Source organism: Acidovorax sp. GW101-3H11, from assembly GCF_001633105.1.
Taxonomy (GTDB): Bacteria; Pseudomonadota; Gammaproteobacteria; order Burkholderiales; family Burkholderiaceae_C; genus Acidovorax.
Genome location: NZ_LUKZ01000007.1, coordinates 13,604 through 32,109 on the forward strand (window position 1 = coordinate 13,604; position 18,506 = coordinate 32,109).

The following is an 18,506-nucleotide window of genomic DNA, read 5'->3' on the forward strand; positions in this document are numbered from 1 at the left end:
CGGCCCGTCTGCGGGTTTCACCGGTTTCATAACGGTCTGGCATAGCTGAAAGTCCGCCATAGAACTGGCACGTGGCTGCGCCCGCATGCACAGTGGGGGTGAGATGCACCCCACGCACCATGCCGCAGGCCCTCCGGGCCCGGGGTGTGGTGCCCCACAAAAGATGTGCAGACCCACCGAGATCGGAGACAAAAAATGAACTTCCTCAAGCGACGCGCCGCGTTGACGGCCCTCGGGGCTGCCGCCCTGGCCACGGTGGCGGGTAGCGCCATGGCGCAGACCGTGACCTTGCGGCTGCACCAGATGCTGCCGCCCCAGGCCACCATCCCGGCCAAGGCCCTGGTGCCCTGGGCGCAGAAGATCGAGGCCGAATCGGGCGGCAAGATCAAGGTGCAGCTGTTCCATGCCATGCAGCTGGGCGGCGCGCCACCGCAGCTGTTCGACCAGGCGCGCGACGGCGTGGTGGACTTCACCTGGACCGTGCTGGGCTACACCCCGGGCCGCTTCCCCAAGACGGAAGTGTTCGAGCTGCCCTTCATGAGCGGCAACGCCGAGGCTTCTTCGCGCGCCATCCAGGAATACGTTGAGAAGTTCGCGGCCGACGAGTTCAAGGACGTCAAGCTGATCGCGGTGCACACCCACGGCCCCGGCCTGTTCCACACCAAGACCCCCGTCACCGGCCTGGAAAGCCTGCGCGGCATGAAGGTGCGCGGCGGCTCGCGCATCATCAGCAACATGCTCACCAAGCTGGGCGCCACGCCCGTGGGCATGCCCGTGCCTGCGGTGACCGATGCGCTCAGCAAGGGCACCATCGATGGCACCACCATCCCGTGGGAGGTGACGCCGTCGCTCAAGGTGACCGAGCTGGTGCGCAACCACACCACCTTTGCGGGCAAGGAAGGCCTGTACACGCAGACCTTTGCGTTCTCGATGAACAAGGCCAGCTACGACAAGCTGCCCCCCGACCTCAAGGCCGTGATCGACAAGAACTCCGGCATCGAGACCGCTGCCATGTTCGGCCGCGCCATGGACGAAGGCGACAAGGTGGGCCGCCAGATTGCCGAGCGTGCCAAGAACAACATCGTGGCCCTGGACGTGGCCGAGACCCAGCGCTGGCGCCGCACCGCCGCCAGTGTGGAGACCGACTGGATCAACGAGGTCAAGGGCAAGGGCATCGATGGTGCCAAGCTCGCGGCCGAAGCCCGGGCCCTGATCGAGAAACACAGCAAATAAGCGTGGTGTTGCTTTTGGGTGCACCCGGGCGTGCCTGGGGCGCCTGTGCACGCCGATCCGCCCTGGCAGGCGCCGGGACGGATCGGTTTGATTTTTCTGACAGGACCCTGCCTTGAAGTTCCTATCGTTTCTCGCCCAGGCCTGCGCGGTGCTGGCCGGGATCATTCTCACGGGGGTGACGCTGATCACCTGCGCCAGTCTCATCGGCCGCAACACCACGGGCTGGACCCTGCTGGGCGACTATGAACTGACGGCGGTGGCCGCTGGTGCGGCCATTGCGCTGTTCATGCCCTGGTGCCAGTTGCGCCGCCAGAACATCATCGTGGACTTTTTCACCGCCCGGGCCTCTTCGGCCGTCAACGCGCGGCTGGACCGCTTTGGCGCGCTGCTGCTGGCCGCCATGTTCATCGTGCTGGCCTGGCGCACGGCCGCAGGCGGGCTCAGCGCCCGCAGCTCCATGACCACGACCATGATGCTGGGCTTTCCCGAGTGGATCACCTACGCCGCCATGGTGCCGCCCCTGCTGCTGACGGGGGTGATTGCCCTGGTGCAGGTCTTCGGCCCGGCGCAGAAAGAAGAAGAGGGCGTCGCATGAGCCCGCTGCTTCTCGCTCTCTGCATCTTTGGCGTGATGCTGGCGCTCATGGTGGTGCGTGTGCCCATTGCGGCGGCGATGTTTGCCGCCGGCGCCTTTGGCTACCTCTACCAGGTGGGGCTGCCGCCGTTTCTGAACAACCTCAATGGCCTGGCGTTTGCACGGTTTGCAAGCTACGACCTGTCGGTGATCCCGTTGTTCATCCTCATGGGCAACTTTGCCACCCAGGGGGGCATCTCCAAGGCGCTGTTCCAGTTCGCCAGCGTGCTCATGGCGCGCTTCAAGGGCGGGCTGGCCATGGCCGCCGTGGGGGCCAGCGCGGCGTTTGGTGCGATCTGCGGCTCGTCCATCGCCACGGCCGCCACCATCACCTCGGTGGCGCTGCCCGAGATGAAGCGGCATGGCTACTCGGGCCGCCTGGCCACCGGCACACTGGCGGCAGGCGGCACGCTGGGCATCCTGATCCCGCCCTCGGTGCCGCTGGTGATCTACGCCATCCTGACCGAGCAAAACATCGCCAAGCTGTTCGCTGCGGCCACCATCCCCGGCATCATCGCCATGCTGGGCTACATGATCGCGATTGCGATCTACGTGCGCATCCGCCCGGGCCATGCGCCCGACCATACGGTGGACCTGCCCAAGATGTCCCTGCAGGCCCTGATGGGTGTGCTGCCCATCGCCATCGTGTTCCTGGTGGTGTTTGGCGGCATCTACGGCGGCCTGTTCACCCCCACCGAAGGGGCAGGCGTGGGCGTGGCCTGCACCTTTGTCGCGGCGCTGCTCAAGCGCGAGCTGACGCTGGAGAAGGTCAAGCAGTGCTTCCTGTCCACCGCGTCTGCCAGCGCCATGATCTTCATGATCTTCATCGGCGCCGACATGATGAACACGGCGCTGGCGCTCACGCAGGTGCCCGGCCAGCTGGCCAGCCTGATCCAGGGCTGGAACGTCTCGCCCTACCTGGTGGTGGCGGGCATCCTGATCTTCTACGTGGTGCTGGGCGCGGTGATGGACGAGCTGTCCATGATCCTGCTGACCATCCCCATCTTCTTCCCGGTGATCATGGGCCTGGACTTCGGCATGTCGCAGGAGCACACGGCCATCTGGTTCGGCATCATGGTGCTCATGACCGTGGGCTTTGGTCTGCTCGCGCCACCTGTGGGGTTGAACGTGTACGTGGTCAACGGCATGGCCAAGGATGTGCCGATTGCCGAGAGTTACAAGGGCGTGATGCCCTTCCTGGCCAGCGATGTGGTGCGCACCACGCTGCTGCTGCTGTTCCCGCCCATCTCGCTGTGGCTGGTGCAGTTCGTGGGCTGAGGGGCTGAGGTGCCGTTGGATCGCCGCACCGCGCTCCGCGCCCTGGCCGCCGCAGGGCTGGCGCCCTGGGGTGGACTGCAGGCCCAGCCCACCTTTCCTTCCAAGCCGCTGCGCATCGTGGTGCCGTTTGCGGCGGGCGGTGTGGGCGACCTCACGGCACGCGCTGTGGCCACCGGCCTGGCGGCGCGGCTGGGGCAGCCGGTGGTCATCGACAACCGCCCGGGTGCGGGTGGCGTGGTGGCGGCCGATGCCGTGGCCCGTGCCGAGCCCGACGGGCACACCCTGTTCCTCATGTCCAACGGCACGGCCGTCACGGCCAGCCTGTTCAAGGCGCTGCCCTACGACACCCTGGCCGACTTCACGCCCGTGAGCACGCTGGGCGTGTTCGACATCGCCGTGCTGGTGCCTGCCGATTCGCCGCACCACACGCTGGGCCAGCTGCTGGCGCACGCGCGTGCCCATCCGGGGCAGCTCAACATCGGCAGCATCAACACCGGCAGCACCCAGCACCTCGCGGCCGAGCTGTTCAAAAGCAGTGCGGCCATCGATGCGCAGGTGGTGCCCTTCAACGGCACGCCCGCGCTCATCACCGCGCTGCGGGGGCGCCAGGTGGATGTGGGTGTGGAGATCCTCGGCCCCGCACTGCCCCAGGTGCGCGCGGGTGCGCTGCGGGTGCTGGCCGTGGCCAGCGAGCAGCGGTCTGCCGCCTTGCCCGATGTGCCCACGGCGGTGGGGTCGAGTGTGAAGGGTTTTGTGGCCGCATCGTGGAACGCGCTGGCTGCCCCTGCGCGCACACCGCGCGCCGTGGTGGACCGCCTGCAGCGCGAGGTGGTGGCCTCCGTGGCCACGCCTGCGGTGCAGCAGCAGTTGCGCGCCCTCAACGTGGAGCCGCGAACCTCTACGCCCGAGCAGGCCGCCGCGCTGCTCAAGTCCGACATCGAACGCTGGCGCGCCGTGATCGAGCGCGCGGGCATCCCCAGGCAATGACAGAACACCGACCGCACCATGCAGACTGAAGAGAAGCAAGACACGCTCCCAATGCGCCGTCTGGGCATCGTTGGCTACGGCGAGGTGGGCCGCATCTTTGCGGCAGGCCTGCGCGCCCGGGGTGTGGGCGATCTGGTGGTGTGGGATCTGAAGTTCATCGACCCCGCGAAGGGCTCCGAGCCGCTGGCCCACGCACAGGCCGCAGGCGTGCGCGCGGCCGACAGCGTGGCCGCGCTGTGCGCCGGGCGCCAACTCATCGTGTCGGCCGTCACGGCCAGCAACACGCTGGCGGTGGCCGAGGCGGTGGCGCCGCACATCGTCCCGGGCGCGTTTTTTCTGGACCTCAACTCCGCCTCGCCCGGCACCAAGCAGCAGGCCGCGCAATGCATCGAGGCGCGCGGCGGGCGGTATGTGGAGGCGGGCGTGATGACCTCGGTGCCGCCCTATGGCATGGCCGTGCCCATGCTGCTGGGCGGCCCCCACGCGGCTGCGCTGGCACCTGCACTGCAGGCCTGGGGCATGGACGCCACACCGGTCAGCGACCGCCTGGGCGTGGCCAGCGCCATCAAGATGTGCCGCAGCGTGATGATCAAAGGCCTCGAAGCCCTGGTCATCGAGAGCTACGCCACCGCCCGCCACTACGGCGTGGAAGACCATGTGCTGCCCACGCTGGCCGAAACTTTTCCGTCCATCGACTGGCACCAGCAGGGCCGCTACTTCTTCAGCCGCGTGGTGCAACACGGCCAGCGCCGCGCCGAAGAGATGCGCGAGTCGGCCCGCACCGTGGGCGAGGCGGGCATGGCGCCGCTGATGACCTCGGCCATTGCCGACAAGCAGCAGTGGGTGGCCGACCTGGCGCGCGCCGGGGTGTTTGCGGACCTGCCCCCAGATGCGCGCTGGCAGGACTATGCGGACCGGGTGTTGGGCAGCGTGCGCAAGGAACCTCCTAACGATTGACTCGAAAGCTGGTGGCGCGCGGCGGCCGTTTCGTTTCTTGCGGCGCTTGCCTCCGACCGTTCACGCTGAGCCTGTCGAAGCGCTGCACCAGGCTTCGACGAGCTCAGCCCGAACGGGTGGGGCTGCGTGGGCCCAAGCTGCAACTCAACCCGGCGTCTTGTACAGCGCCATCAGGGTCGTGCGAATCAACTCCGCCATCGCCTGCTGCGTGAGCGTGGCCGGGCGCTGCGAACTCACGGCCAGAGAGAGCTTGCTGCGCAGGCGGGCGCCATCGTCGCTTCCGTCATCGCTGCTCGCGCCGTGGATGGGCCGGGTGCTGAACACCTCGGGCTTGCCCGAGGTGGTGACGGCGTTCATGGGCAGCACGGCGCAGCCCGCGCCGTCGGCCACCAGGTCCAGGATGGCGGCCACGCCGTCGATCTCCAGGCTGATCTGCGGGCGCTTGCCGCGCGTGGCCAGTTCTGACTCCACCAGCATGCGGATCGAGTTGGGGCGTGTGGGGATCACCAGCGGGTACCGGGGCAGATCGCCCAGGGGCAGCGGGGTGCTGGCGTCGGCCTCGGCACCGGCCTGTGCGCCACCACGCCGCTGCACCAGGAACAGGTCTTCCTCCAGCAGCGCCGTGATCTCGATGCCCGGCGCAGGCGGCGTGTTGTAGAGCAGCGCGATGTCGAGCAGCCCGGTGGTCAGCGACTCGCGCATGGCCACCGACAGCCCCTCGCTGATGGCCAGCGCCGCGTCGGGCATCTTCACGCGGAAGGCGCGCGTCAGCGGCACCGTCAGTACCTTGGCAATGCTGGGCGGCAGGCCAATGGCCACACGCCCGGCGAGCGCGCCACGCACGCGGCCCAGCTCCTCGCGCGCACGCTCCACCTGGTGCAGGATGCCGCGCCCATGCTCCAGCAGCAGCTTGCCCGCCTCGGTGGGGGTGGCGCCCCGGCCGTTGCGCACCAGCAGGTTCTGGCGCAGCTCCACCTCCAGCAGGCGCACCTGGCGGCTCAATGCGGGCTGGGCGATGTCCAGCACCACCGAGGCGCGCGTGAAGCTGCCCAGCTCGGCCACCCGCACAAAGTATTCGATCTGCTTGAGGTCCATGGGCAAGGCTCTCTGCTATTTGCAATAGCTGTGGGTCATCAATCACGGAATGATATAGCTGGTAGTGCGGGTGCCGACTTCATGAATGCAGCCGCGCTCTCCACAATCGAGGCCACAGAAAGCCCCATTGCGGCTTTCCCTGCGGCCCTTCAAGAGGCCGCGCAGAGCCCGCCAGGAGACAAACACCCATGACCACCGCAACGCTGCTTCGCGGCATCTCATCCATGGCCACCCGCCAGGTGCTGGCCGATTTGACGGCGGCCTATGCCGCCAGCGCCGCCGAGGCGGGCACGGTGCAGATCGAATCGGTGGGCGGTGTGGACGCGGCCAAGCGCGTGGCGGCAGGCGAGGTGTTCGACGTGGTCATCCTCGCCTCCGACGCCATCGACAAGCTTTTGGCCGCAGGCCATTTGCTGCCCGGCAGCAAGGTGGACTGGGTGCACTCCGGCGTGGCCGTGGCCGTGCCTGCGGGCGCACCGCTGCCTGACCTGTCGAGCGAAGACGCCGTGCACAGTGCCGTGCTGGCCGCGCCCAGCATCAGCCTGTCCACCGGCCCCAGCGGCGTGGCGCTGGCCAAGCTGTTTGAGCGCTGGGGCATTGCCGAGCAGATCGCCCCGCGCATGGTGCAGGCGCCCCCTGGCGTGCCCGTGGGCTCGCTGGTGGCCAAAGGCGAAGTGGCGCTGGGCTTTCAGCAGCTGAGCGAGCTGCTGCATGTGCAGGGCATCCAGATCGTGGGCCCGCTGCCACCGGCCATTCAGATCACCACCACGTTTTCCGCAGGCGTCGGCGTGCATTCGCAGCAGGCGGATGCAGCGCGTTCGCTGCTGGCCTACCTGGCCTCGCCCGCTGCCGCCGAAGCCAAGCAAAAACAGGGCATGACCCCCGCCTGACCGATCACAAGAACACCTTCCAGGAGCACCCAAAAATGAGCCTCATCATCGACTGCCACGGCCACTACACCACGGCCCCCAAGGCGCTGGAGAACTGGCGCAATGCGCAGATCGCCGGCATCAAAGACCCGTCCGCCATGCCCAAAGTGGCCGACCTGCACATCAGCGACGACGAGCTGCGCGAGTCCATCGAGACCAACCAGCTCAAGCTGATGAAGGAGCGCGGCAGCGACATCACGCTGTTCAGCCCGCGCGCCAGCTTCATGGCCCACCACATTGGCGACTTCAACGTGTCCAGCACCTGGGCGGCCATCTGCAACGAGCTGTGCTTTCGCGTCTCCACGCTGTTCCCCGACCATTTCGTGCCCGTGGCCATGCTGCCGCAAAGCCCTGGCGTCGATCCCGCGACCTGCATCCCCGAGCTGGAAAAGTGCGTGCACGAATACGGCGCCGTGGGCATCAACCTCAACCCCGATCCCTCGGGCGGCCACTGGACCAGCCCCCCGCTGACCGACAAGCACTGGTACCCCATCTACGAAAAGATGGTGGAGTACGACCTGCCCGCCATGATCCACGTGAGCACCAGCTGCAACGCGTGCTTCCACACCACGGGCGCGCACTACCTGAACGCCGACACCACGGCCTTCATGCAGCTCATCCAGGGCGATTTGTTCAAGGACTTCCCCACGCTCAAGTTCCTGATCCCGCACGGCGGCGGCGCGGTGCCTTACCACTGGGGCCGGTTCCGTGGGCTGGCGCAAGAGATGAAGAAGCCGCTGCTGGACGACCATGTGATGAACAACGTGTTCTTCGACACCTGCGTGTACCACCAGCCCGGCATCGACCTGCTCAACACCGTGATCCCGGTGAAGAACGTGCTGTTCGCCAGCGAAATGATCGGCGCGGTGCGTGGCATCGACCCCACCACCGGCAACTATTACGACGACACCAAGCGCTACATCGAGGCGTCCACGATCCTGAGTGCCGAAGACAAGCACCAGATCTACGAAGCCAACACGCGCCGTGTGTTCTCCCGCCTGGACACCCGCCTGAAGGCAAAGGGACTGTGATCCCCCGCACCCGTTCACGCAGAGCCTGTCGAAGCGCCGCGCAAGGCTTCGACAAGCTCAGCCCGAACGGATGGGGATGCTCGGCGCACACGGGTTCACAACCGATACCACTCACCAGAATTGAAGAGAGACCACCATGTACGAACTAGGCGTTGTCTACCGCAACATCACCCGCGCCGACCGCGTTGCCGCCGACGGCCTTGGCGCTTTGGGCTCGGCCACCGTGCACGAGGCCATGGGCCGCGTGGGCCTGCTCAAGCCCACTATGCGCCCCATCCAGAGCGGTGTGCAGGTCAGCGGCACGGCCGTCACCGTGCTGCTGCACCCGGGCGACAACTGGATGCTGCACGTGGCGGCTGAGCAGATCCAGCCCGGCGACATTGTGGTGGCCGCCATCACGGCCGAGTGCACCGATGGCTACTTTGGCGACCTGCTGGCCACGTCCTTCCAGGCGCGTGGTGCCCGGGCGCTCATCATCGACGCCGGGGTGCGCGATGTGAAGACGCTCAACGAGATGAACTTCCCGGTGTGGAGCAAGTGCATCTCCAGCAAGGGCTGCATCAAGGCCACCATCGGCTCGGTCAACATCCCCGTGGTGTGTGCGGGCCAGATCGTTACGCCCGGTGACGTGATCGTGGCGGACGACGACGGCATCGTGTGTGTGCCCGCCGCCCGCGCCGTGCAGACGCTCGAAGCCGCACAAAAGCGCGAGAGCTTTGAAGGCGAGAAGCGCGCCAAGCTGGCCAGCGGCGTGCTGGGCCTGGACATGTACAAGATGCGCGAGCCGCTGGCGGCAGCGGGGCTCAAGTACATCGACTGAACCCGGTTTTACAAGATTTTCAGGCCGTTTGCGCGCGTCCATATTGCGTTGATTGCTATCAATTTTGATTTTCTCTGTCCTTGATCCCATGACTTCTTCTTCTGCTGCTTCCTCTTTCCGTATCCGCCGCACGCTGGCCCTGGCCCTGGGTGTGGCCGCCGTGGCGGGCGCGCTGGTGCAACCCGCTGCCGCGCAGCAGTTCCCCACCAAGCAGGTGCGCATCATCAGCCCCTTCCCCGTGGGCGGCGGCCCCGACGGCGTGGCCCGCCTGGTGGCCGACAAGCTCTCGCGCACCTGGGGCACGGGCGTGATCGTCGAGAACCGCCCCGGCGGCAACGGCTTCATCGCCATCGACGCCTGGAAGCGCGGCGCCAAGGACGGCCACGACCTGCTCATCCTGGACAACGTGCACCTGGCCGCCTACCCCAGCCTGTTCAAGAAGCTGCCCTACGACCCCGCCAAAGACTTCGACACGCTGCTGCCGCTGTTCAAGACGCATTTCTTCTTCACTGTGGGCACGGGCAGCAAGTACAAGACCGTGGGCGACATCGTGGCGGACGCCAAGGCGCGCCCCGGCAAGCTCAACTACGGCAGCTGGTCGGTGGGCAACCCGGTGCACCTGGGCTCTGAGCTGTTCGAGTCCGCCACCGGCACGCAGATGGAGCATGTGATCTTCAAGGAGACCACGCAGCTCTACACCTCGGTCTCCACCGGCGAGATCGACTTTGCACTGGGCAGCGCCGCCACCGCAGGCCCGCTGTACCGCGCGGGCAAGCTGCGCCTGGTGGCATTTGCCGGGCCCCAGCGCTCGGCCGAGTTCCCCGACGTGCCCACCGTGGCCGAATCCGGCGGCCCCAAGGACTTTGCCGTGACCGGCTGGAACGCCATTGCCGTGCCGCCCGGTCTGCCCGCCGCCGTGGCCGACAAGATCCGCAAGGACATCGAACAGGCCCTGACCGGCCCCGAAGTGGCCGAGAAGTTCAAGACCTTTGGCTACGAGCAGTTCCCCACCACGCGCGCCCAGTTCAACCAGTTCGTCAAGGACGAGAGCCAGCGTTTTGGCGACGTGATCCGCAAGGCCAACGTGTCGCTGGACTAATGGCTCCCCCCCGAAGCGCCTGCGGCGCCTCCCCCTCCAGGGGGCGCACCCCGCAGCCCGGCAAAGCCGGTTCTGCGGGTGCACTGGCCTAGGCAGTGCGTCTTTCAACCATGAAGGTTCAAATATGAGCAAACCCACTTCCGGCCCCTTTGAGAAGACCCCCGGCTGGCTGGACTGGTACACCGGCCCCAGCAAGCCCCGCTTCCAGGTGCACGCAGGCGCCGTGGACGCGCACTGCCACGTGTTCGGCCCCGGGGCCGAGTTCCCCTACGCTCCAGAGCGCAAGTACACGCCCTGCGATGCCAGCAAACACCAGCTGTACGCGCTGCGCGACCACCTGGGTTTTGCGCGCAACGTGGTCGTGCAGGCCACCTGCCACGGTGCAGACAACCGCGCCATGGTCGATGCGCTGGTGCACTCGGGCGGCAAGGCGCGGGGCGTGGCCACCGTCAAGCGCTCGGTCAGCGATGAAGAGCTGCAGGCCATGCACGACGCCGGTGTGCGCGGCGTGCGCTTCAACTTCGTCAAGCGCCTGGTGGACTTCACGCCCAAGGACGAGCTGATGGAGATCGCCGCGCGCATCCACCAGCTGGGCTGGCACGTGGTGATCTACTTCGAGGCGGTGGACCTGCCCGAGCTGTGGGACTTCTTCACCGCCCTGCCCACCACCGTGGTGGTGGACCACATGGGCCGCCCCGATGTGAACAAGCCGGTGGACGGCCCCGAGTTCGAGCTGTTCCTCAAATTCATGCGCCAGCACCCCAATGTGTGGAGCAAGGTGAGCTGCCCCGAGCGCCTCTCTGTGGCCGGCCCCAAGGCGCTGAACGGCGAGCAGAACGCCTACACCGACGTGATCCCTTTCGCCCGCAAGGTGGTCGAGGAGTTCCCCGACCGCGTGCTGTGGGGCACCGACTGGCCGCACCCCAACCTCAAGGACCACATGCCCGATGATGGCCTGCTGGTGGACTTCATCCCGCACATTGCAACGACACCGGAGTTGCAAAAGAAGCTGCTGGTGGACAACCCCATGCGCCTGTACTGGCCCGAAGAAGTCACCGTGGAGGACTGACACCATGTCGCTCGATAAACCCTACCTCGACGTGCCCGGCACGACCATCTTCGACGCCGAGCAAAGCCGCAAGGGCTACTGGCTCAACCAGTTCTGCATGAGCCTGATGAAGGCCGAGAACCGCGTCCGCTTCAAGGCCAACGAACGCGCCTACCTGGACGAATGGGCGATGACCGAAGAGCAGAAAAAGGCCGTGCTGGCGCGCGACTTGAACTGGTGCATCCGCCTGGGCGGCAACATCTACTTTCTGGCCAAGATCGGCTCCACCGACGGCAAGAGCTTTCAGCAGATGGCGGGCAGCATGACCGGCATGACCGAAGAGGAATACCGCAACATGATGATCAAGGGCGGCCGGTCGGCCGACGGCAACCGCGTGATCGGCGAAGACGGCGACGCGCAGGCGCACCGCCAGCCCCAGGGTAGCGCGGGCAAGAAAGGAATCTGACGATGGCCAAAATCACCGCCTCCGTGTTCACCTCGCATGTGCCTGCCATTGGCGCCGCCATGGACCTGGGCAAGACCCATGAGGACTACTGGAAGCCCGTGTTCGCGGGCTACGAGTTTGGCAAGCAATGGGTCAAGGACCACAAGCCCGATGTGATCTTCCTGGTCTACAACGACCACGCCACGGCCTTCAGCCTGGACCTGATTCCCACGTTTGCCATCGGCACCGCCGCCGAGTACGAAGTGGCCGACGAAGGTTTTGGCCCGCGCCCCGTGCCCATGGTCATTGGTCATCCTGACCTGGCCGCGCACATTGCGCAGTCGGTCATCCAGCAGGACTTTGACCTCACCATCGTCAACAAGATGGCCGTGGACCATGGCCTCACCGTTCCGCTGTCGCTGATGTTTGGCGAGCAGGACCCCGTGAAGGGCGCCTGGCCCTGCCCGGTGATCCCCTTCGCGGTCAACGTGGTGCAGTACCCCGTGCCCAGCGGCCGCCGCTGCTACAACCTGGGCCAGGCCATCCGCAAGGCGGTGGAGAGCTACGACGAAGACATCAACGTGCATATCTGGGGCACGGGTGGCATGAGCCACCAGCTGCAGGGCCCGCGCGCAGGCCTCATCAACAAGGAATTCGACAACGCCTTCCTCGACAAGCTCATCGCCGACCCCGAGGCCGCTGCGAGCATCCCGCACATCGACTATGTGCGCGAGGCGGGCAGCGAAGGCATCGAGCTGGTGATGTGGCTCATCGCGCGTGGCGCGATGTCCGATGTTGCGCGCGCCGCAACGGCGGATGTGGCCGGCGGCAACCCCCCGAAGCTGGCGCACCGCTTCTACCATGTGCCCGCGTCCAACACCGCCGTGGGCCACCTGATTCTTGAGAACACCTAAAAAGCACGCCAAAGGACACACACCATGACCATCAAAGTCGCACTCGCAGGCGCTGGCGCCTTCGGCATCAAGCACCTGGACGGCATCCAAAACATTGACGGCGTCGAAGTCGTCTCCCTCATCAGCCGTGACCTGGCCAAGACCCTGGAAGTGGCCGACAAGTACGGCATCAAACACGTGACCACCGATTTGGCCGACAGCCTGGCGATCAAGGAAGTGGACGCCGTGATCCTGTGCACGCCCACGCAGATGCACGCCAGCCAGACCCTCGCCTGCCTGGAAGCGGGCAAGCATGTGCAGGTGGAGATCCCGCTGTGCGACGTGCTGGCCGATGGCGAGAAAGTCATCGCCCTGCAAAAGCAGACGGGCCTGGTGGCCATGTGTGGACACACCCGCCGCTTCAACCCCAGCCACCAGTACGTGCACCAGAAGATCACCGCAGGCGAGTTCAACATCCAGCAGATGGATGTGCAGACCTACTTCTTCCGCCGCACCAACATGAACGCGCTGGGCCAGGCCCGCAGCTGGACGGACCACCTGCTGTGGCACCACGCCGCGCACACCGTGGACCTGTTCGCCTACCAGGCGGGCAGCCCCATCGTGAAGGCCAACGCCATCCAGGGCCCCATCCACAAGGACCTGGGCATTGCCATGGACATGAGCATCCAGCTCCAGGCCGCCAACGGTGCCATCTGCACGCTGTCGCTCAGCTTCAACAACGACGGCCCGCTGGGCACCTTCTTCCGCTACATCGGCGACTCGGCCACGTACATCGCGCGCTACGACGACCTGTTCAATGGCAAGGAAGAGAAGATCGATGTGAGCAAGGTGGATGTGAGCATGAACGGCATCGAGCTGCAGGACCGCGAGTTCTTCGCCGCCATCAAGGAAGGCCGCGAGCCCAACGCCAGCGTGGCGCAGGTGCTGCCGTGCTACCAGGTGCTGCACAACCTGGAACTGCAGCTCAACGCTGGCTGATTTCAAGAAAAATCGGCCGGTACCGCCTGTCTATCAAGCGTTTTAAGCTATTAATTTGATAGCTGATTGATAAAACAGCGTCACGCCCTCAACGCGGCCTTGTTCTCGATGATGCGCGAGACCAGGCCGTAGGCCACCGCCTCTTCGGCAGACAGCCAATGGTCGCGTTCGATGTCGGCCAGCACCACCTCCAGCGGCTTGCCCGTCTGCCGGGAAATGGTGCGTGCAATGCGCTCGCGGGCTTTCACAATCTCACGCGCCTGGATGGCGATGTCGCTGGCCGGGCCACCCGCGCCGCCGCTGGGCTGGTGGATCAAAAAGCGTGTGTTGGGCAGGCAGAACCGCCGCTCGCGTGGCGCCGCCAGATACAGGTGCGTGGCCGCGCTGCCCACCCAGCCAGTGCCGATCATGTTCACCGGCGCAGCGATGAAGCGCACCAGGTCGTGCATCGTGTCGCCCGACTCCAGGTGCCCGCCGGGCGAACTCACCAGCATGTCGATGGGCTCGGCGCTCTCGGCGTCCAGCGCAATCAACCGCCGCGCCACATCGGCGGCCAGCGTGTCGGTGATGGTGCCGAAGACCAGCAGCGTGCGGGCCTTGAAGGCCTTTTCCTCCAGGTACGACGTGCGCGGCTCGGAGCCTGGGGTGGCAGGTGGGGTGTTGGTGTTTGGCGTGTCCATGGGGGCAGGTCCTTGAAAAGAGTGACAGGACTGCCATGACGAACGAGACACGCCGGGCGTGACAGCCCTCAGCCTGCGGCTACGCGCTGACCCGGCGCGATGGTGGGCGGTGCCGCGTTCAGCGTCTCGATCGCAAACCCCGCCGCCGCCTTGTAGCGGGCCATGAAGCCTTCGCGCTCCTCGCGCGGCAGCACGTCGTCAATGTGGTCGAACACCCCGCCGCAGCGCTCGTCCACCAGCCCCAGCAGGCCAAACGGGCCGGAGCCCCGGTTGCGCAGCACCAGCGCCGAAATGTCCTTGCACAGCTGGTCGTCGTAGGCGCGCAGCGCCTGCGGGGCCACGCCCTGCGCAACCAGCTGCGCGCCGAGCACGCGCGCATCCACGATGGCCTGGCTGGCACCGTTGGAGCCCACGGGGTACATCACATGCGCCGCGTCGCCCAGCAGCGCCACGCGGCCGTCCACCCAGGTGGGCACCGGGTCGCGGTCGATCATGGGGTATTCAAAAATGTCCTTGGCGCCGCGCAGCATGGCGGGCACGTCGAGCCAGCTGTAGTTCCAGCCCTCAAAGTGGTGAGCGAACTCCTCCAGCGCCACACGCCGGTTCCAGTCGCCCTGCTGCCAGCCGCCCTGGTTGTCCACCGTGATCTCGGCGATCCAGTTGATGGTGGCCAGGCCCGTAACCGGGTCGGGCGGCGTGATGGGGTAGAACACCACGCGGTGCCGCAGCGAGCCCACGCCCACAAACGACGCGCCCGTGCGCACCGGCACCCCCGGCGTGGTGCCGCGCCACATGATGGCGCCGCCCCACTGGATGGGCGGCTGCGTGGGGTGCATCTGCGCCCGCACGGCCGAGTGCAGGCCATCGGCCGCAATCAGCAGTGAGCCTGCCACTTCGCGCCGCTCGCCATCGCGCGTCTCGATGATTGCCGTTACGCCTTCAGCGTCCTGCCGGTAGCCCACCACGCGCTGCCCCAGTTGCACGGCATCGTCGCCCAGGCGCTCTTTCACGGCGTTGAACAGCATCATCTGCAGCTGCCCCCGGTGCACCGAATACTGCGGCCAGTGGTAGCCCGCCTCCAGGCCACGCGGTTCGGCATACACCTCGTTGCCGTTGCGGCCCACCAGCGCCCATTCGCGTGCCTGCAGGCCAATGGTGTCCAGCACCTCGTTGCCAAACCCCAGGTCGTGCAGCTCCCGCACGGCATTGGGCTGCAGGTTGATGCCCACGCCCAGCGGCTGCAGCTCAGGCACCGATTCAAAGACGATGCAGGGCACGCCGATCTGGTGCAGGGTGAGGGCAGTGGCCATGCCACCGATGCCGCCACCGGCGATCAAAACAGGGCGGGCGGAAGAGGGGGGTGAAGTGGTAGTAGGTGCGCCAGACATGCCGGGATTGTCCATGCAACGGCGCGTGGAGCTTGTCGCGCACGCCGCAGGCCAATGCGGCGCTGGGCGCATGCCGGGGCGGGTGCTGCGGGTGGGGTGCACCCGTTTAGAAAGCCGTTTTTGTCAGGCGTAGGTATCGACGTTGTTGCCGAGCCCAGCAGGTGGATTCTTTGCCGATGGGGCCTTCTGCTGCTGCGCGGCACTGGCCGCTGCGCCTTCGGCCTTCACCGTCTGGGCCCGTTGCTGCTCTTGCTGTTGCGCGCGCTGTATCGCCGTGATCTGGGCTTGCACCATCTGAATCTGGGCCTGCAGCAATTTGGCCTTCTGTTGTTTGGCCTTGGCATCCATGTCGGAGCTGGCCAAGCCCTTGAGCTGCTCGGTCAGCTCGCGCAACTGCTTTTGCAGCTTGGCGATGTCGCTGCTGCCACTGGAGGAGGTTTGGCCGGTGGAGGCGGTGGTGCTGGCAATTTGCATCCCTGGTTATCGGCAAGGCGCCGGGAAAGTTGACCACACCCCTCTCGCTGCGGGCTGTTGAACGCCGTCAACCCATGGGGTGGTGGTAGTGAGAACACTCTGCGAGTCATTGCCTGCCGATGTGCGGCTTGATTCAGCCTGTGGCACCATGCCCCGATGCAGAACGATGAACACCTGTTGGCGCTGGCGAATGCCAGCCGCAGCGCACTGGTCCGCGCCGCCACGCGCCTGCTGGGCCCGGCCGATGCCGAAGACGCCGTGCAGGACGCCTATGTGCGTGCGCTGGAGGCCCAGACCCCTGCGCTCAACGCCGCCCAGGCATGGCTGCTGACGGTGGTGCGCAACCTGGCCATCGACCGGTTGCGGCGGCGCCAGTGGATGTCGCAATGGCTGACCGAAGTGGCGCAGACCGCGCAGGGCGATGTCGCCGGTTCGGTTGCAGCTTCGGCTGAGGCCGATGCCGCGCTGGCGCAGCAGGCCACGCTGGCGCTGCGGCGGTTGGCGGTGTGTGTGACGCCCGCCGAGGGTGCTGCGGTGCTGCTGCATGCGGTGTTTGAGGCCAGCCACGTGGAGCTGGCGCAGGCCAGTGGCCGGTCTGAAGCGGCCAGCCGCCAGCAGTTGCGCCGCGCGTTGCAGCGCCTGCGGCAGGCTCGGGAAGGCGACGACGCCCGCCATGGCGATGGGCGCGATGAACCCAAGGACGCCGACCCTGCGGTGCTTCGCCTGTACCTGCAGTCGCTGCAATCGCGGGACCCACAAGCACTCTGGGCGCTGCTGCGCCAGCCGCCCATCAGTGCGCTGGCTGCGCAGGGTTCCGCGCAACCCGTGCCACCCCATGCCTCGCGCGCACCGGCCACGGTGGGTGGAGTGGTGCAGGTGGGTGGACAGTTGGGGCTGGTGCTCACGCTCGATGGTGTAACGCTGTGCGTGGTGCCGCTGGGGCCACGTGCCGAGCCAGTGCACGACGCCATGGTGGCCTGACCTGTGTGCCAGCTGCAGTCGGCAGAAAGAAGGCCAGACGGAAGGACGTTTGCCGCACCATGACCCAGCCGCCCGCGCCCACCTTCTTTGCCACGCCACAGGCGTTCCGCCAGTGGCTGGAGCGCCATGCCGCCAGCGCGCCAGAGCTGCTGGTGGGCTTCTACAAAGTGGGTTCGGGCCGCCCCAGCATGGGCTGGTCGGAGTCGGTGGACGAAGCCCTGTGCTTTGGCTGGATCGATGGCATCCGGCGGCGCATCGACGAGCACATGTATTCGATCCGCTTCACCCCGCGCAAGCCGTCGTCGATCTGGAGCGCGGTCAACATCGCGAAGATGGAGCAGTTGCAGGCGGCAGGCCGCATGACGCCTGCGGGGCTCGCGGCCTTCGCACACCGCAAAGCAGGCAAGTCGGCCATCTACTCGCACGAGCAGGCGGGGGTGGCCGAGCTGCCGGTGGCACTGCAGCGCGCGTTCCAGCGCAACAAGACCGCGTGGCGGTTCTTTCAGGAATCCACGCCGCCCAGCTACCGCAAGAGCATGCTGCACTGGGTCACATCCGCCAAGCGCGATGCGACCCGGGAGGCACGGTTTGCGGAGCTGGTGGCTGCCTGCGCTGCGGGCGAGCGCATTGAACTGTGGGCGAAACGGCCTCCGCTGCGGGGCTAGCCCCCAAGCCATACCCACAAGCTCGACTCACCCGGTCGATTGCCTCGCTTGCCAACGTGGGCAGCACGCTCAACGGCTTTGCTTGGCCGGGCGCGGCTCTATACGCTTTGTGCCGGGTGCAACCTTGCTTATGCGATGGGCGCAGCGGTTAAATCAAAACCCGATCAAGAAAAATAACTTCCGAAAATTCCTGTAAGTTATTGATTTATAAGAAATCGTGTGCTCTTGTGTGGTTCGCTTGTCCGGATAGATCAAAACCCGATCAAGAAGCTTCAAGCCCAATGCGGAACATAACCTGCTCTGGGGTGATCCGGATCTGCCACCCGGATCAGGCCTGCGTCCAGCGCTCGATTGATCACTGCAGTCGCTTGGGCTGCGTTTTTTGTGGCAATGCCCAATCGGGAGCACAGGCTGGCATTCTTCATTTTGTCACCACTGAGGAATTTCAGTACCGCATGGAAATAGCAAGCGCGCATCCGCTCGTCCTGCGTCATCTCGGCAAAACTGCGTGGCCCGTAAAGCACAGCCTGCGTTGCGTCGCCCTCCGTCCGGAATAGCGGGGCCGGCAACTGAAATACCTCGCAGGCCTGTACCACCTTGTCCAGCCCGCTGCCTTGTTCTTCGCACATGCGCATGCGACGCATCAGCGAGGCCAGTGCCTCATTGCGCGAGCGTGGAGGTAGGTCGATCATGCGATCGGGCAGCACCAATGTGGCGCCCGGGTTACTAGGGCGTGTCATCAATCAAAGCCCCTACATGGTTGAAAGAGCCTGCTGCAGCCCCATGTGGTGGCCGTGAGTAAAAGATACGCCCTACTTGATGCTCAATGGGAACGCATCAAGAACCTTCTGCCCGGTCAGGTCGGCCAGCC

The 18,506-nt window shown here is 66.1% G+C and carries 20 protein-coding genes; 15 read left to right on the plus strand and 5 right to left on the minus strand.

Translation table 11 applies throughout. The annotated features are described in order from the left end of the window. Nucleotides 1-195 precede the first annotated feature (195 nt). The 5 genes from A1D30_RS05340 (at nucleotide 196) to A1D30_RS05360 (ending at nucleotide 5,088) form a co-directional block, all read left to right on the plus strand. Nucleotides 196-1,233: a TRAP transporter substrate-binding protein gene (locus A1D30_RS05340; RefSeq protein ID WP_063459762.1), complete on the plus strand. Its 1,038-nt coding sequence runs from the start codon at nucleotides 196-198 to the stop codon at nucleotides 1,231-1,233. A gap of 112 nt (nucleotides 1,234-1,345) precedes the next feature. Next, a complete protein-coding gene (locus tag A1D30_RS05345; protein WP_063459763.1) occupies nucleotides 1,346-1,828 on the plus strand; it encodes a TRAP transporter small permease in 483 nt (160 codons plus the stop codon). Next, entirely contained in the window at nucleotides 1,825-3,144 is a 1,320-nt protein-coding gene (locus tag A1D30_RS05350; protein ID WP_063459764.1) for a TRAP transporter large permease, read from the plus strand. Before A1D30_RS05345 ends, A1D30_RS05350 begins: the two co-directional genes overlap by 4 nt. 42 nt (nucleotides 3,145-3,186) lie before the next feature. After that, complete coding sequence (locus A1D30_RS05355) at nucleotides 3,187-4,131, plus strand: tripartite tricarboxylate transporter substrate-binding protein (protein WP_242421798.1); 945 nt, start codon at nucleotides 3,187-3,189, stop codon at nucleotides 4,129-4,131. Between the two features lie 18 nt (nucleotides 4,132-4,149). Continuing rightward, a complete protein-coding gene (locus A1D30_RS05360; RefSeq protein ID WP_063459766.1) occupies nucleotides 4,150-5,088 on the plus strand; it encodes a DUF1932 domain-containing protein in 939 nt (312 codons plus the stop codon). 144 nt (nucleotides 5,089-5,232) lie between these two features. On the opposite strand, the gene A1D30_RS05365 is transcribed toward A1D30_RS05360, so the two are convergent. Continuing rightward, nucleotides 5,233-6,183 carry a LysR substrate-binding domain-containing protein gene (locus A1D30_RS05365; protein ID WP_063459767.1) on the minus strand — a complete coding sequence of 317 codons (951 nt, stop codon included), beginning with the start codon at nucleotides 6,181-6,183 and terminating at the stop codon, nucleotides 5,233-5,235. Nucleotides 6,184-6,371: 188 nt separating this feature from the next. On the opposite strand from A1D30_RS05365, the gene A1D30_RS05370 reads away from it, so the two are divergent. The 8 genes from A1D30_RS05370 (at nucleotide 6,372) to A1D30_RS05405 (ending at nucleotide 13,447) form a co-directional block, all read left to right on the plus strand. Beyond that, a complete protein-coding gene (locus A1D30_RS05370) occupies nucleotides 6,372-7,073 on the plus strand; it encodes a substrate-binding domain-containing protein (RefSeq protein WP_242421796.1) in 702 nt (233 codons plus the stop codon). 35 nt (nucleotides 7,074-7,108) lie between these two features. After that, nucleotides 7,109-8,143, plus strand: a complete 1,035-nt coding sequence (locus tag A1D30_RS05375; protein WP_063459769.1) for an amidohydrolase family protein — start codon at nucleotides 7,109-7,111, stop codon at nucleotides 8,141-8,143. Between the two features lie 136 nt (nucleotides 8,144-8,279). Continuing rightward, nucleotides 8,280-8,963, plus strand: coding sequence for a 4-carboxy-4-hydroxy-2-oxoadipate aldolase/oxaloacetate decarboxylase (gene ligK / locus A1D30_RS05380; protein WP_063459770.1), 684 nt, complete (start codon nucleotides 8,280-8,282; stop codon nucleotides 8,961-8,963). Nucleotides 8,964-9,051: 88 nt separating this feature from the next. Then, the gene (locus A1D30_RS05385; RefSeq protein ID WP_063459771.1) at nucleotides 9,052-10,062 is read left to right on the plus strand and encodes a tripartite tricarboxylate transporter substrate binding protein; all 1,011 of its coding nucleotides are present in this window, start codon (nucleotides 9,052-9,054) and stop codon (nucleotides 10,060-10,062) included. A gap of 124 nt (nucleotides 10,063-10,186) precedes the next feature. Further along, entirely contained in the window at nucleotides 10,187-11,131 is a 945-nt protein-coding gene (locus A1D30_RS05390) for an amidohydrolase family protein (RefSeq protein ID WP_063459772.1), read from the plus strand. A gap of 4 nt (nucleotides 11,132-11,135) precedes the next feature. Continuing rightward, nucleotides 11,136-11,576 (plus strand): protocatechuate 4,5-dioxygenase subunit alpha, encoded by a 441-nt coding sequence (gene ligA, locus A1D30_RS05395; protein ID WP_063459773.1) that lies wholly within the window; start codon nucleotides 11,136-11,138, stop codon nucleotides 11,574-11,576. Nucleotides 11,577-11,578: 2 nt separating this feature from the next. Then, nucleotides 11,579-12,469, plus strand: a complete 891-nt coding sequence (locus A1D30_RS05400; RefSeq protein WP_063459774.1) for a class III extradiol dioxygenase subunit beta — start codon at nucleotides 11,579-11,581, stop codon at nucleotides 12,467-12,469. A 24-nt stretch (nucleotides 12,470-12,493) separates the two neighbouring features. After that, nucleotides 12,494-13,447, plus strand: coding sequence for a Gfo/Idh/MocA family oxidoreductase (locus tag A1D30_RS05405; RefSeq protein WP_063459775.1), 954 nt, complete (start codon nucleotides 12,494-12,496; stop codon nucleotides 13,445-13,447). An 80-nt stretch (nucleotides 13,448-13,527) separates the two neighbouring features. Here the strand turns inward: A1D30_RS05405 and A1D30_RS05410 are convergent, their stop codons facing one another. The 3 genes from A1D30_RS05410 to A1D30_RS05420 form a co-directional block, all read right to left on the minus strand. Next, the gene (locus tag A1D30_RS05410; protein WP_063459776.1) at nucleotides 13,528-14,127 is read right to left on the minus strand and encodes an ATP-dependent Clp protease proteolytic subunit; all 600 of its coding nucleotides are present in this window, start codon (nucleotides 14,125-14,127) and stop codon (nucleotides 13,528-13,530) included. 68 nt (nucleotides 14,128-14,195) lie between these two features. Next, nucleotides 14,196-15,515 (minus strand): flavin-dependent oxidoreductase, encoded by a 1,320-nt coding sequence (locus A1D30_RS05415; RefSeq protein ID WP_063459782.1) that lies wholly within the window; start codon nucleotides 15,513-15,515, stop codon nucleotides 14,196-14,198. Nucleotides 15,516-15,638: 123 nt separating this feature from the next. Then, a complete protein-coding gene (locus A1D30_RS05420) occupies nucleotides 15,639-15,989 on the minus strand; it encodes a FlxA-like family protein (protein WP_063459777.1) in 351 nt (116 codons plus the stop codon). 156 nt (nucleotides 15,990-16,145) lie between these two features. Between A1D30_RS05420 and A1D30_RS05425 the strand changes: the two genes are divergently transcribed. After that, entirely contained in the window at nucleotides 16,146-16,970 is an 825-nt protein-coding gene (locus A1D30_RS05425) for a sigma-70 family RNA polymerase sigma factor (protein WP_063459778.1), read from the plus strand. A 59-nt stretch (nucleotides 16,971-17,029) separates the two neighbouring features. Next, on the plus strand, nucleotides 17,030-17,635 hold the full coding sequence (locus tag A1D30_RS05430; RefSeq protein WP_063459779.1) for a YdeI/OmpD-associated family protein: 606 nt from the start codon (nucleotides 17,030-17,032) through the stop codon (nucleotides 17,633-17,635). Between the two features lie 272 nt (nucleotides 17,636-17,907). Here A1D30_RS05430 and A1D30_RS05435 read toward each other — a convergent pair whose 3' ends face one another. Further along, complete coding sequence (locus A1D30_RS05435) at nucleotides 17,908-18,375, minus strand: ATP-binding protein (protein WP_082836335.1); 468 nt, start codon at nucleotides 18,373-18,375, stop codon at nucleotides 17,908-17,910. Between the last annotated feature and the right edge of the window lie 131 nt (nucleotides 18,376-18,506).

Excerpts from the sequence above, each read along its gene's own strand:
- A1D30_RS05390 (WP_063459772.1), top strand. The coding sequence starts at position 10,187 with ATGAGCAAACCCACTTCCGGCCCCTTTGAGAAGACCCCCGGCTGGCTG.
- A1D30_RS05350 (WP_063459764.1), top strand. The coding sequence starts at position 1,825 with ATGAGCCCGCTGCTTCTCGCTCTCTGCATCTTTGGCGTGATGCTGGCG.
- A1D30_RS05430 (WP_063459779.1), top strand. The coding sequence starts at position 17,030 with ATGACCCAGCCGCCCGCGCCCACCTTCTTTGCCACGCCACAGGCGTTC.
- A1D30_RS05435 (WP_082836335.1), bottom strand. The coding sequence starts at position 18,375 with ATGACACGCCCTAGTAACCCGGGCGCCACATTGGTGCTGCCCGATCGC.
- ligA (WP_063459773.1), top strand. The coding sequence starts at position 11,136 with ATGTCGCTCGATAAACCCTACCTCGACGTGCCCGGCACGACCATCTTC.
- A1D30_RS05425 (WP_063459778.1), top strand. The coding sequence starts at position 16,146 with ATGCAGAACGATGAACACCTGTTGGCGCTGGCGAATGCCAGCCGCAGC.
- A1D30_RS05385 (WP_063459771.1), top strand. The coding sequence starts at position 9,052 with ATGACTTCTTCTTCTGCTGCTTCCTCTTTCCGTATCCGCCGCACGCTG.
- A1D30_RS05340 (WP_063459762.1), top strand. The coding sequence starts at position 196 with ATGAACTTCCTCAAGCGACGCGCCGCGTTGACGGCCCTCGGGGCTGCC.
- A1D30_RS05410 (WP_063459776.1), bottom strand. The coding sequence starts at position 14,127 with ATGGACACGCCAAACACCAACACCCCACCTGCCACCCCAGGCTCCGAG.
- A1D30_RS05370 (WP_242421796.1), top strand. The coding sequence starts at position 6,372 with ATGACCACCGCAACGCTGCTTCGCGGCATCTCATCCATGGCCACCCGC.
- A1D30_RS05405 (WP_063459775.1), top strand. The coding sequence starts at position 12,494 with ATGACCATCAAAGTCGCACTCGCAGGCGCTGGCGCCTTCGGCATCAAG.
- A1D30_RS05360 (WP_063459766.1), top strand. The coding sequence starts at position 4,150 with ATGCAGACTGAAGAGAAGCAAGACACGCTCCCAATGCGCCGTCTGGGC.
- A1D30_RS05400 (WP_063459774.1), top strand. The coding sequence starts at position 11,579 with ATGGCCAAAATCACCGCCTCCGTGTTCACCTCGCATGTGCCTGCCATT.
- A1D30_RS05365 (WP_063459767.1), bottom strand. The coding sequence starts at position 6,183 with ATGGACCTCAAGCAGATCGAATACTTTGTGCGGGTGGCCGAGCTGGGC.
- ligK (WP_063459770.1), top strand. The coding sequence starts at position 8,280 with ATGTACGAACTAGGCGTTGTCTACCGCAACATCACCCGCGCCGACCGC.
- A1D30_RS05420 (WP_063459777.1), bottom strand. The coding sequence starts at position 15,989 with ATGCAAATTGCCAGCACCACCGCCTCCACCGGCCAAACCTCCTCCAGT.
- A1D30_RS05415 (WP_063459782.1), bottom strand. The coding sequence starts at position 15,515 with ATGTCTGGCGCACCTACTACCACTTCACCCCCCTCTTCCGCCCGCCCT.
- A1D30_RS05375 (WP_063459769.1), top strand. The coding sequence starts at position 7,109 with ATGAGCCTCATCATCGACTGCCACGGCCACTACACCACGGCCCCCAAG.